General features: G+C 74.1%; 9 protein-coding genes. 1 reads left to right on the plus strand and 8 read right to left on the minus strand.

The genetic code is table 11. From position 1 onward, the window contains the following. Positions 1 to 27: 27 nt before the first annotated feature. Genes ABZ564_RS07595 through ABZ564_RS07625 form a run of 7 tightly spaced genes read right to left on the minus strand, consistent with a single transcriptional unit; the run spans position 28 to position 15,212 of the window. Positions 28 to 1,446 carry a condensation domain-containing protein gene (locus ABZ564_RS07595; protein ID WP_360851095.1) on the minus strand — a complete coding sequence of 473 codons (1,419 nt, stop codon included), beginning with the start codon at positions 1,444 to 1,446 and terminating at the stop codon, positions 28 to 30. Then, positions 1,439 to 1,708: an acyl carrier protein gene (locus ABZ564_RS07600; protein ID WP_360851098.1), complete on the minus strand. Its 270-nt coding sequence runs from the start codon at positions 1,706 to 1,708 to the stop codon at positions 1,439 to 1,441. The genes ABZ564_RS07595 and ABZ564_RS07600 overlap by 8 nt, the downstream gene beginning before the upstream one ends. Next, the gene (locus tag ABZ564_RS07605; protein ID WP_360851101.1) at positions 1,705 to 1,914 is read right to left on the minus strand and encodes an MbtH family NRPS accessory protein; all 210 of its coding nucleotides are present in this window, start codon (positions 1,912 to 1,914) and stop codon (positions 1,705 to 1,707) included. Before ABZ564_RS07605 ends, ABZ564_RS07600 begins: the two co-directional genes overlap by 4 nt. Beyond that, entirely contained in the window at positions 1,911 to 4,949 is a 3,039-nt protein-coding gene (locus ABZ564_RS07610; RefSeq protein WP_360851104.1) for an amino acid adenylation domain-containing protein, read from the minus strand. The genes ABZ564_RS07605 and ABZ564_RS07610 overlap by 4 nt, the downstream gene beginning before the upstream one ends. Further along, positions 4,946 to 6,436 carry a class I adenylate-forming enzyme family protein gene (locus ABZ564_RS07615; protein WP_360851108.1) on the minus strand — a complete coding sequence of 497 codons (1,491 nt, stop codon included), beginning with the start codon at positions 6,434 to 6,436 and terminating at the stop codon, positions 4,946 to 4,948. Before ABZ564_RS07615 ends, ABZ564_RS07610 begins: the two co-directional genes overlap by 4 nt. Next, the gene (locus ABZ564_RS07620) at positions 6,433 to 12,012 is read right to left on the minus strand and encodes an amino acid adenylation domain-containing protein (RefSeq protein WP_360851112.1); all 5,580 of its coding nucleotides are present in this window, start codon (positions 12,010 to 12,012) and stop codon (positions 6,433 to 6,435) included. Before ABZ564_RS07620 ends, ABZ564_RS07615 begins: the two co-directional genes overlap by 4 nt. Then, positions 12,009 to 15,212: an amino acid adenylation domain-containing protein gene (locus tag ABZ564_RS07625; RefSeq protein ID WP_360851115.1), complete on the minus strand. Its 3,204-nt coding sequence runs from the start codon at positions 15,210 to 15,212 to the stop codon at positions 12,009 to 12,011. Before ABZ564_RS07625 ends, ABZ564_RS07620 begins: the two co-directional genes overlap by 4 nt. 493 nt (positions 15,213 to 15,705) lie before the next feature. Between ABZ564_RS07625 and ABZ564_RS07630 the strand changes: the two genes are divergently transcribed. Beyond that, positions 15,706 to 16,323, plus strand: coding sequence for a hypothetical protein (locus ABZ564_RS07630; RefSeq protein WP_360851119.1), 618 nt, complete (start codon positions 15,706 to 15,708; stop codon positions 16,321 to 16,323). 74 nt (positions 16,324 to 16,397) lie between these two features. Here ABZ564_RS07630 and ABZ564_RS07635 read toward each other — a convergent pair whose 3' ends face one another. Continuing rightward, positions 16,398 to 16,601 carry a cold-shock protein gene (locus tag ABZ564_RS07635; protein WP_018523299.1) on the minus strand — a complete coding sequence of 68 codons (204 nt, stop codon included), beginning with the start codon at positions 16,599 to 16,601 and terminating at the stop codon, positions 16,398 to 16,400. Positions 16,602 to 16,724 lie beyond the last annotated feature (123 nt).

The raw sequence follows: 16,724 nt of genomic DNA on the forward strand, positions 1-16,724 counted from the left end.
GGGCAGCCGTGACGTGGTGCCGATGCGTCAGGCGGCGGCCTCCCCGCGCTCCAGCAGGGCGGGCAGGCCGGCCGTCGCCGGGGCCTCGCCGCACGCCGACGCGACGACCAGCTCCTCCAGCGCCCACAGGTGCGCCCTGATCCTCGGCGGTGGCAGGTAGGCCGTGTCGGCGGTGAGCATGACGGCGAGGACGCCCCGCTCCTCGGTGACGTGGACGCAGTACCGGCAGCCCAGTTTGTCCTCGGTGGCGGGGAAGCCGAGCTCCGTACGGGCCTGTGCCGCGCGCAGTTCCGCGGGGTCCGGCGGTGGACCTTCGTCCGGCGGGCGTACGAAGAACCGCTGGTCGTTGTAGCAGCAGTACGGGTGCACCGGTGTACCGCGCTCGCGGCCGATCCGTTCGCGCAGGGCCTCCCAGGCGACCGGGTCGTAGGACGCCGCCCGGTAGCCCGCCATGGCCGCGCGCCACGCCACCGGAAGCAGGTCCGTGAAGCGTTCGGCGCCGGTCGTGTCGAGCAGGAACGGCGCGTCCTGGGAGAGCATCGCCACCAGGTCCCGCCGGTCCTCGGACGCGCGGTTGGCCACGATGGGCATCATCGCCGCCGCCCTGTGTCCGCCCTCGGCGGCGACCAGGGCGGCCAAGGCGGTCATCAGGACCGTCGACCCACTGATCCGGTGCGCGGCCGCCAGCGCGTCGGTCGCCCTCATCAGCGCCTCGGAGACCAGTTGGCCGCTCCAGAAACGGGGCGTGCGGGGTTCGGCGGCCTGCCGGGGGAACATCGTGGGCGGCATGGTCCGGTAGAAGCCCTCCCAGTGGGCGAGGGCCCGCTCGCTGCGACGGACACCGGCCGGCCCGTGCTGGTCGCGGGCGAGGTCGAGGGGGGTGGTGCGCGGGGCCCGCCCGGCCGAGCCCCGGCGCACCAGCAGCCGCAGGTCGCGTACCACCTGTTCGGCGGCGTGGCCGTCGGCCGCCAGATGGCAGAGGACCAGCGCGGCGTGCGTCACCCGTCCCTGGTGGCAGACGGCGCCGACGCGCAGCGGCCACTCCGCCGCGTAGTCGAAGCGGGTGGCCGTCAGCTTGTCGAGCAGGGCGCGTGCGGTGGCCTCGGCCCGGTCGGGGTCGGCCTCCTCCACCACGGTGACCGGCAGGGCTCCGCAGTCGGTGAGCGACTGGCGGGGCTCGCCTTCCTCGATGTCGTACAGCCGGGTGCGCAACGCCTCGTGACGTTCCAGCAGGGCGGCCAGCGCGGTGCTGAGCCGGGGCAGGTCCGTCACCCGTCCGCGCTCCCCGAGCGGGAGGAGGCGCCCGATGTTGAAGTAGATGTCGTTCGGCGCGGTGCGCAGGATGGCGTTCCAGATCGCCCGCTGGCCCCAGGTGAGGGGTGCGGTGCCCGCCCTGTTACCGGCGAACGGGACGCGCACGGTACGGGCCGTGGCCAGGTCACTCATCGGGCCGGCCGCTCAGCCGGGCCGCCAGGCTGTCGACGCTCTCCTGGTAGAAATCGGGGTCGGCGAGGTCGAGTTCGATGCCGTACTCCTCCTCCAGGGTGTCGGCGAGCCGGAGCAACGCCAGGGAGCTGACGCCGAGTTCCGTGAGGGTGCCCCGGGCGTCGAGGATCTCGGTTGCGGCGATCTGCCCGTCCATGGCGTCGCTGATCAGTCCGGCCAGCCGTGCGCGTGTCCGGGTGGCCGGGTCCTGTGCGGTGCTCAACTTCCTTCCCTCCCGGCCAGTCTGCGGCGCAGGCTCAGGGGCCTGATGTCGGGCCACACCTGGTCGACGTGGGCCACGCACTCGTCCTCCGTGCCGCTGAACCCCTCCGGCCGCCAGCCGGCGGGCAAGGGGGTGTCCGCGGGCCACAGGGCGTGCTGTTCCTCGTCGTTGACCGCCACCAGGTAGCGGATTGCGGGTGCGTTCACTGGTTCTCCTCGATGAGTTCGGCGACGCGGGCGGCGACGCCGTGGACGGTGGGGCTGTCGAAGAAGACGTCGAAGGGGACGGAGACGCCGTACTCCTTGCGGATGCGGCCCGCGATGGAGGTGATCGTGAGGGAGTGGCCGCCGAGGTCGAACAGGTCCTCGTCGGGGCCGAGGTCGTCGAGGTCGAGCACCTCGCGCCAGATGGCCAGGACGGTGGCGGTGATGGCCTGGTCGCCGCTTTCGACGGGATTCGCTCCGGCGGGGGCGGGCCGGAGGCGCGGCGGTTCGGGCAGGGCGGCCCGGTCGAGTTTGCCGTTGGGGGTGAGCGGCATCGCGTCGAGTGTCACGTACGCGTCGGGCAGGGCCGCGGCGGGCAGGGTGCGGGCCAGGTGGTCGCGCAGGGACTCGGGCGTGGGTGGTACGCCGGCCGGGGCGGGGACCACGTAGGCCACCAGCCGGCCCGGTGCGCCGTCCGGGGTCTCCCGAAGCACCGACGTCGCCTGCGCCACCTGCGGGTGGCCGCCGAGGGCGGCGTCGATCTCGCCGAGTTCGACGCGGTGACCGCGCACCTTCACCTGGGTGTCGGACCGGCCGGCGAAGACGGTCCGGCCGTCGGCGGTGAGCCGGGCGAGGTCGCCCGTGCGGTAGAGGCGGGCACCGGGCGGGCCGAAGGGGTCCGGGACGAACCGGGAGGCGGTGAGTCCGGGACGGCCCCGGTACCCGTGGGCGACGCCGTCGCCCCCGATGTACAGCTCGCCGGTCAGTCCCCGCGGCAGCGGCTGGAGGAGCGCGTCCAGCACATAGGTACGGGTGTTGGCCAGCGGGCGGCCGATGGTGACGCTGTCCTCCGGCCCGATCTCGGCGGCGGTCGACCAGACCGTCGTCTCGGTCGGCCCGTACACGTTGGTCAGGCGGCCGACGGCGGTGCGCAGTTCGCGGGCGAGGGCGTCGGGCAGTGTCTCTCCCCCGGTCAGGGCGACGAGGTCCGGTGCGTGGAGTCCTGCGGCGAGCATGGTGCGCCAGCCACTCGGCGTCGCCTGTACGTGGGTGAGGCGGTGCCGTTCGACGAGTGCGGTGAGGACCGAGCCGTCGCGGTGGCGGCCCTCGGGGACGAGGACGACGGTGCCTCCCGTGACCAGGGGGAGGAAGAGTTCGACGGTGGAGATGTCGAAGGAGAGGGAGGTGAGCCCGAGCCAGCGGCTGCCGGGCCCGGTGCCGGTGATGTCCCGGAGGGCCGCGAGGAGGTTGGCGAGGGCGGCGTGCGACACCTCGACGCCCTTGGGCACGCCGGTGGAGCCGGAGGTGTACAGCACATAGGCGGGGTCCGTGAGCGCGGGCGGCTCCGGCGCCGGCGGGGCGGCGGGCAGCCGGTCCAGGTCCTCGGGCCCCGGGCCGGTGACGGTCTCCAGGGTGAGCCCGGCGTCGGAGCGGATGAACGCCAGGCGCTCCGCGGGGTGGTCGGGGTCGAGCGGAAGGTAGGCGGCGCCGGCGGTGAGGGTGCCGAGTACGGCGACGAGCTGGGCGGCCGAGCGGGGCAGGGCGATGCCGACGAGGGTGCCGGGGCCGGCCCCCCGGTCGCGGAGCCGGCGGGCGTGGCGGCGGGCGGCCGCATCGAGTTCCGCGTAGGTGAGGGTGGTGTCGCCCTCGATGACGGCGACGGTGTCGGGGGTGGCGGCGGCCTGGGCGGCGAACAGCGCGGGCAGGGTGGTGCCGGCGTTGCCGGGGGCGCGGGTGGGGTCGGCCAGCAGGGTGGCGCGTTCCCGCGGCGGCAGGACCGGCAGGCGGCCCAGGGGGGTCCGCGGGGCGGCCACGGCCCCGTCGAGCAGGGTGAGGAAGTGGGCCAGGACGCGGGCGGGCGCGTCGGTCTCGAAGGCGGCGGTGCGGTACTGGAGGCTGCCTTCGAGGCGGTCTGGGGCGTCGACGAGTTGGAGGTGGCCGATGTTGCGGGCGGTGTGCGCGAAGCCGATCCACTCGGTGCGCACGTCGAGTGCGGGGCCGAAGTCGACCGACCCGGAGGCGTCGCGGCGACGGTAGCTGAGGGAGAGCGGGCACAGTGCGGTACGCGGGGTGAGTCCGCGCACCGCGCGGCTGAGGGGGACGGTGCGGTGGTGGTAGAGGGCGCGCAGTTCGCCCCGTACCTCGTGGGCGAATTCCGCGAAGGAGAGCTCCGGCCGCGGGTCGGTGAAGAGGGGCAGTTCGTTGACGTGCAGGCCGGCTTGCCGGGGCGCTCCGGGCGCGCGGGTGGAGAGTTCGATCGCGGTGGCGGGGGCGGTGTTGCCGTAACGCAGCAGCAGGGCGTGCCAGGCCGCCGTGAGGAGTTCGAAGCGGGTGACGCCGAGTGTCGTGGCGGCGGCCACCAGGCGCGCGTGCCACTCCCCGTCGCGCCGGAAGCCGCAGGAACTGCCGGGGGCCGGGGTGACGGGGTCCGCGTGGTGGGCGGTGAGTCCGGGCAGCGCTGGGGCGGGGCTTTCGCGCCAGCGGCCGGCCCAGAAGCGGGTGGCCGCGTCGACGTCCGCCTCCGCCGGGGTGGGGGGCGTCGGTATCGGCGCCTCAACCGGAGCGGGCCGTTCGCTCTCCCCCGTCACCGCCCGGTACGCCCGGGCCAGTCCGGAGACCAGGATGTCCTTGGACTCGCCGTCGAAGACGAGGTGGTGGGCGACCACGAGCAGCAGGTGCCGGTCCGGGGCGGTGATGAACAGCGTCGGACGGACCAGGGCCTCGCCCGGCCCGAACCGTGCGGCGGTCTCCTCGTCGCGGAGCTTGCCGAGCTCGCCGGGGGCGGCGGTGACCAGCCGCAGCGGCGGCGCCTCCCCCGGGATCAGGTCCGGCCCCGCCGGGTCGACGCGGGCGGCGAGCACGGGGGTGGCCCGCACGAAGTCGGTCCAGGCCGTCGCCAGGGCTGCCGGGTCGAGCGGCCCCCTGAAGTCGAGGGTGACGCTGAGGTGGTAGGCCGATGCGGTGTCGAGGGTCTGCTCGGTGACCCAGAGCCCGTGCTGGGCCGGGTCGAGCGGGGCCGGTGCTGCGGAAGGGGTCATGAGGTCGCCTCGTCGTCCAGGAGCCGGTGCAGTTCACGTTTGAGGACCTTGCCGCCCTCGTTGCGGGGCAGGGTGTCGCGGAAGAGGATGCGGGCCGGCAGTTCGTGCGCGGCGAGCCGTTCGAGCAGGAAGGCCCGCAGCCGGCTGGTGTCCGGCTCGTCGCGCCGGGGCACGACGACGGCGGCCACCACGCTGCCCAGCACCGGGTGCGGAATGCCGAAGGCGGCGGCGTCGGCGACGTCCGGGTGGGCGTGCAGCGCGTTCTCGACCTGGATCGTGGACACCTTGTGGGCGCCGGACTTGATGACGTCGCGCTCCCGGTCGAGCAGGTGGAGGTAGCCGTCCTCGTCGAGCCGCCCGATGTCCCCCATGCGCACCCAGCTGCCCCGGAAGACCTCGGCGTCCGTGTCGGGGGCGCCGAGGTAGGAGCGGGGGGCGGTGGGTGAGCGCAGCCAGATCTCGCCGGGTTCACCGGTGGCCGCCAAGTTCCCCTCGGAGTCGGTGACGCGCAACTGGCCGAGGGAGGCGGGCCGGCCGGGTGAGTCGGGGTGGTCGGGGTCGAAGAGCAGGGTGATCTGGGCGGGCGCGGCCTCGGTGGAGGTGTAGTAGTTGACGATCTGGGCGCCGGGGAACGCCTGCGACAGCCGGAGTGCGACGGGCTGCGGGAGCGCCGCCGCCGTCGACCCGACCAGCTTGACCGTGCCGAGGTCGCGGCGGGCGAGGGCGGTGGACGCGAGGAGTTCGATGGCGGTGGCGGGCACCAGGAACACGCTGCCGACCGCGTGCTCCTCGATCAGCCGGGCGAACCGCAGCGGGGTGAACTGCGGGGCGGCGACACCGGTGGCCGCCGTGTCCAGGCAGTTGACGAGCATCGTCTGCCCGGCGTTGGTGCCGATCGGGAAGCTGTGCAGGAAGGCGCGCGAGTGGCGCAGGGGCCTGCGGCGTTCGTCGAGCGTGCAGCCGTGGGCGAGGTTGGCGTGGGTGGCCCGGACTCCCTTGGGCAGGCCGGTGGTACCCGAGGTGTAGAGGTACTGCGCGGGGGCGGCGGGGCCGGGCAGGGGCAGGGCGGTCCCGTCCCCGGTTTCGACGTCCTCGCCGGACGCCTGCCACACCCCGGCGGGCAGCCGGGGCGGTGGACCGCCCTTGGCATGCAGGACGCCCACGCACCCGCTGTCGTGAAGGATGTGGGCGGCGGCGGCCGGGGCCAGCCGGTCGGACAGGGGTACGGCGATGCCGCCCGCCCACTGCACCCCGCAGTAGGCGACCGCGTAATCGGTCCACTCCGTACTGCCGTAGCGCAGCCCGACCGGGTCGCCGGGGCTCAGGCCACGGGCGAGCAGGCCGTGCGCGAGGGCGGCGGCACGGTGTCGCCAGGTGCCGAAGTCCAGGGCGTGCGGCCCGTTGCGGAGGGCGGCGCGGTCGGGGTGGAGGGCGGCGCGGTGGACCAGCAGCTCGATCAGGGAGCGCGGGGGTGCGGCGGGGCTCACCGCTCCGCTCCTGCGGGAAGGGGCTCGGCGCGCTGCGCGGACGCGGCGAGGGCGGCGGCGCGTTCCCGCAGCCCGATGAGGTCGTCGGGCTCGGCGTCCGGCACGTCGAGGTCGAAGCGGGCGAGTACCGGCAGCCGCAGGGCCAGGGCCACCAGCGCCAGCATGACCAGGCAGCACAGGAGGTACATCAGCCCGATGCCGCGCCCCGGCCCCGTGCCCAGCACCCGGCCCACGCTGTCCGCCAGCGCCCCGTCCTCGGCCAGCAGCGGGTCGAACAGCCTGGCGCCCAGGGGTGCGACGAGTCCGTGGCCGATGGGAAGGGTGGACCAGGCCACCATGGTGTTCAGGGCGAAGACGCGGCCGTGGAAGCGTTGCGGGACCTTGACCTGGACGATCGTCGAGTACACCCCGTTCACCAGGGTGATGGCGCAGGACATCCCGAAGGCGCCGGCGCCGATCACCCAGAGGTCGGCCCGCAGCCCGGTCACCGCACCGGCCAGGGCGAACACCCCGGCCAGCGCCAGCATGCCGCGCACCCGGTGCCTGCGGGGCCCGCCCCACACCCCCATGATCAGTCCGCCCGCGAGGGCACCGGCACCGCCCGCCGTGGCGACCGCCGCCGCCCCGTCCAGGGTGTCGAAGGACAGCACCAGGGGCGTCACCAGCAGGAAGAGCGGGGACAGGAAGAGGTTGAGCGCGGCGAACCACAGGAGCATCGACCGGAATCCCCGGTGCCGCCAGGTGTAGGCGAAGCCCTGCTTGATCTCCTCGACGACCGGTTCCCGGCGGCTCCACGGCAGGGTCCGGGGGAACCTGACGCACACCAGGACGGCCACCGCGACCACGTAACTCGCGATGTCGAGGATCAGGATCCCGCGCAGACCGATTCCCGCCATGAGCGCCACCGCGATGAGGGGCACGACGAACTGCGCCGCACCGAAGGCGAGTTGCACGACTCCGTTGGCATGGCCGAGGTAGCGCTTGGGGACGAGCTGAGGGATGGCCGAGCTGTACGCCAGTCGCTGGAAGGTGAGGGCCACGGAGAGGCTGCCGAGCAGCAGGTACAGGTACCAGGTGTCCAGTACGCCGCCCAGCAGCAGGCACAGCATGGCCACCTGGCTGAGCCCCGCCGTGAGGTCGCCGGCGAGCATGACCTTGCGCCGGTCGAACCGGTCCACGACCGCGCCGGCCAGCGGGCCGACGAGGATGCCGGGCAGCATCGCCACGACCGAGTACAGCGCGAACCGGGCGAGTGAACCGGTCTCCAGCAGAATCCAGATGGGCAGGGCGAACTCCGTGAGCGCGGAGCCCACGATCGAGCCCAGCTGCCCGAGCACGACGGCGAGGAAGCGCGCGGCACCCGGTGCGGGGGCGCCCGTGGCCTGTGCGTCGTCACCGTCTCCGGGGGCGCCCGCCGCCGGGTCCGCCGCCTCCTCCGCGCCACCGGGTGGCCCGGTCTCGGCGTGGAACCACCAGGCCGTGTCCGGGGAGCGCGCGGGCAGGGTGTCGGTGCTCCCCGCACGGATGGCCTCGTGGACGCTCGTCACCGCTTCGGCGACCTCGGCGGCCCGGTACTTCACGAAGAAGTGGCCGCCCTGGTCGATCACCGCGACCGCCGAGCGCTCCGCGAGCAGCAGCCATTCCCGGTAGCGCTCCTGGTAGAAGTCGGCGGCCGGGTCGCGGTCACCGACGAGCGACACCAGCGGCGCCCGCAGCCGGGGTGCCCCCGCCTCGACATCGGCGATCGCCCCGGTGAAGTACTCCTCGGCGGCCTGGCTGTCGCGGCGCATGTTGCCCACGATGAACGCGGTCTGCTCCCGGTCGAGCTGGGAGGTGTCGACGCCCATCCCGGTGAGCCAGTTGACGTACACGCGGTTGCCGAGCAGCGCCTCCAGGGACGCCACCTCGGACAGGGCGCCGAGCACCCGCCCGCGCGGCTTGGCGAAGGGGAACTGCGCACCGGCGTACACCGCTTCGAGCTCGCGGCCCGACGCCTCCAGGAGGCGGGCGGTCGCCACGGCCAGCGCGGTGCCGACACCGCAGTGCCCGTACACGATCAGCGGCCCCCGGACCCGTTCGCGTATCTCGGCGGCCAGGCTCTCCGCGAGCTCCCCGAAGGGCAGGTGCTCCTCGGTCACACCGACGTCGTGGCCCGGGATGGCCACGGCCCACAACTCGTAGCCCTCGGGCAGGAGGTCGGCGACGGGCTGGTAGACGACCGCGCTGCCCCCGCCGTACGGGACGCAGACCAGGGTGGCGCGCAGGCGCCCGGCCGGGGCCTGCGGGGTGAGGCGGTGCAGCAGTCTGCGGGGGCCCCGGGCCTCCTCGGGGAGCTCCGCCAGCGCCGCCAGGTCCCTGACCGTGCGGCAGGTGAACAGGTCCATCACGCTGACCGGCCGGGCCCCTGCCTCCGGGAGCAGCCTGCGGGCGCGGGCCACGACCTGGGTGGCGAGGAGCGAGTGGCCGCCGAGGTCGAAGAAGTCCTCCTCGGCGCCGACCTCGTCGAGACCGAGCACCTCGGCCCAGATCCCGGCGAGCACCCGCTCCGCCGGGGTCTCGGGCGCGGCGGCCGCCCCGGTCGTCCGGTGGATCCGCGGGGCGGGCAGACCGCGCCGGTCGAGCTTGCCGTTGGGGGTGAGGGGAAGGGCCGGCAGGACGGTGAAGGAGACGGGCACCATGGAGGCGGGCAGCACCCGCTTGAGTTCGGCGCGCAGTTCCTGCGGATCGGGCTCGGCCTGCGGGTCGGCGGTGACGAGGTAGGCGGCGAGCCGCTTGTCTCCCGGGCTGTCCTCGCGTACGACGACGGCCGCCTCGATGACGAGGGGCAGGGCGCGCAGGGCCGACTCGATCTCACCGGGCTCGATCCGCAGCCCGCGCAGCTTGACCTGCTGGTCGATGCGTCCGAGGTGTTCCAGAGCCCCGTCGGGGCGGCGCCTGCCCAGATCGCCGGTGCGGTAGAGCCGCGAGCCCGGCGGGCCGTAGGGGTCGGGGACGAACCGGCCGGCGGTCAGCCCCGGGCGCCGGTGGTAGCCGAGGGCGACCCCGGTCCCCGCGATGTGGATCTCACCGGGCGCCCCCGGCGGCACCGGCCGCAGCGCCCGGTCCAGGACGTAGAGGCGGATGTTGTCGACCGGGAAGCCGATCGGGACGACGTCGGGCCCGCCCTCGTGCTCCCACGCCGAGACGTCGACCGCCGCCTCGGTGGGTCCGTACAGGTTGGCCAGGGCACAGCCGGGCAGCACCTCGTGGAAGGCGCGCGCCGTGTCGGGCGGCAGCGCCTCGCCGCTGCAGACGACGCGGCGCAGGGCCGTGCACCGTCCGGCTCCCTCCTCGGCGAGGAAGAGGGGCAGCATCGAGGGGACGAAGTGGGCGACGGTCACGGGGGCGGAGCGGATGAGTTCGTGCAGGTAGGCGGCGTCCTTCTGGCCGCCGGGGCGGGCCAGGACGAGGCACGCGCCGGTCATCAGCGGCCAGAAGAACTCCCAGACGGAGACGTCGAACCCGGCCGGCGTCTTCTGCAGGACGGAGTCGTCGGGGCCGAGCGGGTAGCTCCGCTGCATCCACAGCAGCCGGTTGACGATGGCGCGGTGGGTGTTCGGCACTCCCTTGGGGCGGCCGGTGGATCCGGAAGTGTAGATGAGGTACGCGGGATCGTCGGGCGTCGGCCCCGGGATGGCCCCCGAGGCTGTGGGAGCGCTCCCGTCAGCCGCTTCCTCGTCATCGAGGAGCAGCACGGCGGCCCGGCAGCCTTCGGGTACGGGGATGCCTCGCTGGGTCAGAAGCACCCGCGCACCGCTGTCGTCGAGCATGAACGCCAGCCGTTCGGGCGGGTATTCGGTGTCGAGCGGGGTGTAGCAGGCGCCGGTGCGCAGTACGGCGAGCAGTGCGGCGACCAGTTCGAGGGAGCGTTCCGCGCCGACGGCGACGACGTCGCCGGGGCCGGCGCCCGCCGCGAGGAGCCGGGCGGCGATGCGGTCGGCCGCGGCGTCCAGTCCGGCGTAGGTGAGGCTGCGGTCGTCGGCCGTCACCGCGGTGGCGTCGGGGGTGCGGGCGATCTGCTCGTCGATGAGGGAGACCAGCGTGGCGTCGGCCGGTGTGGGCACTTCCGTACGGTTGAAGTCCTCGGTTTCCCGGGCGCGTTCGTCGGCGGAGAGCAGGTCGAGTGCGGACAGGGGCACGTCGGGGCGGTCGGCCACCGCGTGCAGCAGCCGGTCGAGGTGGGCGGCGAGACGGGCGATGTCCGCCTCGTCGAAGAGGTCCGTGTTGTAGTTGAAGGCGCCGCGCAGCCCGTCCGGCCACTCCATCAGGAAGAGCTCGACGTCGAAGCGGGTGCCCGAGGCGCGCAGACCGTAGGTCTCCACGTCCAGGTCCGGGCCGGCGGCGGCCTGGCGCCCGGTGGCGTAGTTCTGCACGGCGAGGACGGCCTGGAAGACCGGGGAGCGGGAGACGTCGCGCTCCACGTTCAGCTCGGTGACCAGCTGCGCGAACGGCAGCTCCTGGTGGGCGTACGCCTCCAGACAGGTTTCGCGGGTACGTGCCAGCAGGGTGGCGAAGGTCGGGTCGCCGTCGAGCCGGGCGCGCAGCGCCAGGACGTTGACGAACATGCCGACCAGACCTTCGAGTTCCGGTTCGGGGCGGCCGGCGACGGGCGAGCCGACGGCGAAGTCGCGCTGGCCGCTGAACCGGGCCAGGAGTTCCTGGAAGGCGGCGAGGAGCACCATGTGGATCGTGGCCCCGTGCGCCTTGCCGAGGGCGGCGAGCCGGTCGAGGAGCGCGCGGTCCACCTGGAATCCGTAGCCGGCCCCGTCGAAGGTCTGCCGGGCCGGCCGGGGCCGGGCGGTGGGCAGGACGAGCGGTTCCACTCCGGCCAGTTCCCCGGCCCAGTAGGCGACTTCGGCCGTCAGCGCGTCGCCGCTCAGCCGGTCGCGCTGCCACTGGGCGAAGTCGCCGTACTGAACCGGGAGTTCGGGCAGCGGGTGGTCGTCGCCTTCGGCGTGGGCCGCGTAGCAGCGCAGGATCTCGGAGATCAGGATCTCGCTGGACCAGCCGTCGCTGACACTGTGGTGGACGACGAGCAGCAGGATGTGGTCGCGGTCGCCGAGGCGTACGAGCAGCGTACGCAGCAGGGGCCCGGCGGCCAGGTCGAAGGGCTGGGCCCCCGCCTCGTCCACGAGCCGGGCCGCGTGCTCCTCGTCCGTCGCCTCCACGAGGGGCAGCGGCGCGGGCTCGGGCTCGGCGATCTCCAGGACCGGGCGGCCGTCGTCGGTCACCGGGTACCGGGAACGCAGCGTCTCGTGCCGGGCGACCACGGTGTCCAGGGCGCGTGCCAGCACCTCCCGGTTCAGGTCGCCGCGCAGCCTGCGGGCGACGGGAATGTTGTACGCGGCGGTGCCGGGCGCGAACTGCTCCATGAACCAGAGCCGCTCCTGCGCGAAGGAGAGCGGCGGCACGACGCCCTCGGGGCGGCGGGGCACGGCGGGCCGGGACACGGCGGCGCGGCCGGCCTTCAGCCGGTGGCTGAGCAGGGCGCGCTTGGCGTCGGAGAGACCGGCGGAGGATGGGGTGGTGTCGCTCATGACGGCGTACGGGTTCCTTCCAGGGCGTCGCCGTCCGCGGCGAGGAGCGCGGCGGCCTCCTCGTCCGACAGGGCGTCGATCTCGGCCATCAGGGCGGCTTCCACGGCTTCGGCGAAGGCCGCGACCGTGCGGTGGGTGAAGAGGGTGCGCAGGGGGACGGTGAGTTCGGCGGCGGCCCGGACGCGGGCGATGACCCGGGTGGCGAGCAGGGAGTGTCCGCCCAGGTCGAAGAAGTCGTCCAGGGCGCCGACCCGGTCGATGTCCAGTACCTCGCGCCAGATCCGCGCGACCAGTTCCTCCGCCTCGGTGCGCGGGGCCAGGTAGCTCGCGCGGAGTTCGGGGCGCCGGTCGGGGGCGGGCAGGGCCGCGCGGTCGAGCTTGCCGTTCGGGGTGAGCGGCAGCCGGTCCAGGACGAGGATCGCGGCGGGCACGAGGTGGGCCGGTAGGAGCGCTCCCACGGCGCTCCGCAGAGCGGCCGGATCGAGCGCCGGGACGGCCGGGTCCGTGGCGGCGGGGACCACATGGCCCACCAGGGTGTCGCGGCGGGCGACGACCACCGCCTCGGCGACCCCCGGTTGCGCGAGCAGCGCGTTCTCGACCTCGCCGGGCTCCACCCGGTAGCCGCGCACCTTGACCTGGCCGTCCAGCCGGCCGAGGAATTCCAGGGCGCCGTCGGCCCGGCGGCGCACGAGGTCACCGGTCCGGTAGCGGCGGGAGCCCGGAGGGCCGTACGGGTCGGGGACGAAGGCGCGTGCGGTGGCGCCGGGCCGGCCGGTGTAGCCGAGGGTCACGCCCGTACCGCCGATGAGCAGTTCGCCGGGGGTGCCGGGCGGGACCGGACCGCCGTGCTCGTCGCAGACCGTGACGGTGACGCCGCCGATGGGGGTGCCGATGGGCGGGCGGGCGCGGGTGTCGGCCTCGCCGAGGACGGCGGTCGTGGCGATGACGGTGGTCTCGGTGGGGCCGTACGAGTTGACGAGCCGCACCCGGTCGCCGAACCGCTCCCGCCAGGCGGCCACGGCGGCGGCCTGCACCTGGTCGGCGCCCAGGATCAGCAGCCGCAGCCCGTCCGGCCAGGCGACGACGTCGAGGTCGCCGACGAGGTGCTGCCAGTACGGCGTGGGCAGGTCCATGACCGTGACATCGGCGGTGAAGTCCTCGGCCAGCTGGTCGGGCAGCGCGGCCCCGGCATCGGCCACGACGAGGGCGGCCCCGGCGGTCAGCGCGGGGAACAGTTCCTCCGCGCAGGTGTCGAAGCTCAGTGAGGCGCAGTGCAGGACCCGGTCCTCGGCGGTGATCCCGTACCCCTCGCGCATCCAGCGCACCCGCTCGGCGAGTGCCCGGTGGGGGACGAGGACGCCCTTGGGCGTGCCGGTCGACCCGGAGGTGTAGACGAGGTAGGCGGGCTCGTCGGGGAGGGGCACGGTCAGGCACTCCCCCGCCGCGCCGGTGTCGTCGGCGTCCTCCACGTACAAGGTCCGGACGCCCTCGGGCACTTCGGCGGCTGCGGCGGCGCGGGAGGTCACGACGATCCCGGCGCCGCTGTCCGCGACCATGTACGCGAGCCGGGCGGCCGGGTAGTCGGGATCCAGCGGCAGGTACGCGGCGCCGGCCCGCCAGGCGGCGAGCATCGCCACGACGGCACGCGGGCCGCGGGGCAGGAGCACGCCGACGGTGTCCCCGCGCCGTACCCCGCCGGCCGCGAGGCGGCCGGCCAGTCTGCCCGCCGCTTCCCACAGGGCGGCGTACGAGAGCGAGGCGTCGCGCCCGCGCAGGGCCTCGTCGGCGGGCCGGTCGCGTACGGTCCGGGCGATGGCGTCGTGCACGGTGGGCGGGCCCTCGGGCAGGTCCGGGCCCCGGCCGGCCGCCTCCAGGGCGGCGCGCTCGGCCTCGTCCAGCCACGGCAGGAGGTGGACGGGCGTGTCCGGGCCGGCGGCCGCGGCGCGCAGCAGCGTTTCGAACCAGCGCCCCAGCCGGGCGACCCGGTCCCGGTCGAGCAGGTCCGTGCGGTAGCCGAAGACGGCGACCACGTCCTCGCCGTCCCGGCGCACGTCCAGCGTGAGGTCGAACTTGCACGCCCGCATGCCGGGGTCCAGTTCGGTGCAGCCGAGACCGGCGAACGACGCGTCGCGCAGCAGTCCGGCGTCCTGGGTGTGGACGGTCAGCATCGTCTGGAACAGCGGGGTGCGCCCCGGGTCCCGGTCCAGCCGCAGGGATTCGGCCAGTTCCTCGAAGGGGACGCGCTCGTGGGCGAAGGCCCCGAACACCGTGGAGCGGGCCCGGCGCAGCAGGTCGGCGAAGGTGGGCGAGCCGGACACGTCGGAGCGCAGGACCAGGGTCCGCGAGAAGTAGCCGACGGCCCGTTCCTCGTCGGGGCCCGAGCGGCCCGCCGTGGGGACACCGACGCAGAAGTCGTGCTGTCCCGTGCAGCGGTACAGGGTCGCCTGGTAGGCGGCGAGCAGCACCATGAACGGGGTGCAGCGCCGGGCCCGTGCCAGGGCGTCGACCAGGGGCCCGGCACCGGTGATGAGCTGGGTGTGGAAGGCGCCGTCGGTCGAGGGGCGTTCGGGGCGCGGACGGTCGAGGGGCAGTTCCAGGGCGGGCGCGCCGTCCAGGTTTTCCCGCCAGTGGGCGAGGGCTTCGCGCGCCTGCGCCTCGTCGGGGTCCCGCTCCTGCTCGTTCGGGCGCGCGGGCGGGGCGGGCAGGTCGGCTTCCTCGCCCCGCAGGTGGGAGGCGTAGTGGGCCGCGAGTTCGTCACGCAGGACGTTGAGCGACCAGCCGTCGGCGACGATGTGGTGCAGGACCAGGCACAGGACGTGCTCGGTGTCGCCCGTACGGAAGAGGGAGACGCGCAGCAGCGGCCCCCGGGCGAGGTCGAAGGCCCGGTTGGTGCGTTCGGCGATCAGCGTCTCCAGCCGGTCGCCGTCGAGGCGCAGGTCGCGGAACTCCACGTCGACCGGGGCCGGTTCCGTCACCCATGCGACCGGGTTGCCGTCCTCGGCGGGGAACCGGCTCCGCAGCGCCTCGTGCCGGGCCACCACTCTGTCGAAGGCGGACCGCAGGGAGGGCTGGGACAGCTCTCCGGTCAGCCGCAGGACGAGCGGAATGTTGTACGAGGCGTCGTCGGGGTCCATCTGGTGCAGAAACCACAGACGTTTCTGACCATGCGTCAGGTCTGACTGGACGGCCTGGGTACTCATCCGGCTCCCTCGGCGCGCACGCCGAGCGGCGTGGTGTGCGGTTGCTTCAGGTCAATGGGGACGTGCGGAGCATGGGGGGTGCGAAGCAACGCGGCGGCATGGGGATACCGCGGCGGCCGACCGGTCTCACCACCGACGAGATCCAGTCATTCACGGCTTCAGGTGTTGCGATGTTATGAACAGCACAGGCATGCGTCAATGCAACACCTGTATACAAAAATGGAGTTGAGAGCTCCAACGACTGTGCGACGTCGGCGGGGCAGCACCGCCCCACCCGTCACCAGGCCCGATGCGGGGGGTGCGCGCCGCGCACTCCCCCACGTCGGCATGGGGGCACGTTGCTCGGTGTGATCAGCATGTGGACTTCCCGGCTTCCGGCGGGTCGTTCATCCCTTCGGCTGGACCTTGCCCGCAAACTCCACCCGCCGCTTCGCCGCATGTGGTGAATGGAGGAGTGCGGCAGCAAACCCCAGTCCAAGGAGCGTGAACCACCGTGAACAACACAGACAGCGCGTCGCAGAGCGTACAGAGGGCGTATGCCGAGCGGTTCGCCACCGATCTCGCCGACAACCGTTCGGAGCAGAAGGAGCTCACCGCGCAGATCGAGGGGCTGCGGGCCCGTCTGGAGCAACTCCGGACGGACGAGACCTGGCTGACCGGTATGCAGGCCGCGCTTCCCGGCGCGACGGCGCCCCCTCGGCCGCGCCGCGCCCCGCGGACCGGCGAGGTGCCGGTCGGCGATGACGCCGCCACCGGCAAACCCCTCCCGAACCCCCGGCCCGCCGGGCGCGCGAAGGCGAAACCCGCTCGGGCCGGAGCGGCCGGCAGGAAGGCGGCCCCCACGGCGGGCGCTCCCCTGCACCAGCTCATCCGCGCGCTGATGCCCCTGGGGGAACCACGCCTGGTGCGCGAGGTGCACGCCGACCTGACGAAGGCGCACCCGGAGCGCGGCACTTCCGTACAGGTGGTGCGCAACACCCTGGAGACCCTCGTCAAACGGGGCGTCGTCGGCAAGGGGATGCAGAAGGGCGCGGCCATGTATACCGCGACCGAGCCGACGCAGACCGATGAAAGCGGGCCGGTGGCCGGCGAAGCCTCGGCGGCCGGCTGAAGCGGCCGGGGCCGTTCACGCCTCCGGCCCCCCGGGAGCGCGCTCCCGGGGGGCCGGAGGGTGATGCTGCGGCGTCAGACGGCCGTGATGTTCTCCGCCTGCGGGCCCTTCTGGCCCTGCGTGATGTCGAAGGTCACCGCCTGGCCCTCCTGGAGCTCACGGAAGCCGGTGGCGTTGATGTTCGAGTAGTGCGCGAAGACGTCCGGCCCGCCGCCGTCCTGCTGGATGAAGCCGAAACCCTTTTCGGCGTTGAACCACTTGACGGTTCCGCTGGCCATGCCGGTGCCTCTCAGTCGATATCGGGAGCCGCACCACGCGGCCCCAGTGGCGCCGTGGTCCACCCCTGCACAGCAAGGCGCCCGCGCCGGAGCACGGGCGGTTTCTGCGAACCACGACTTCCG

It is taken from the genome of Streptomyces sp. NPDC019224 (assembly GCF_040632605.1).
Lineage (GTDB): Bacteria > Actinomycetota > Actinomycetes > Streptomycetales > Streptomycetaceae > Streptomyces.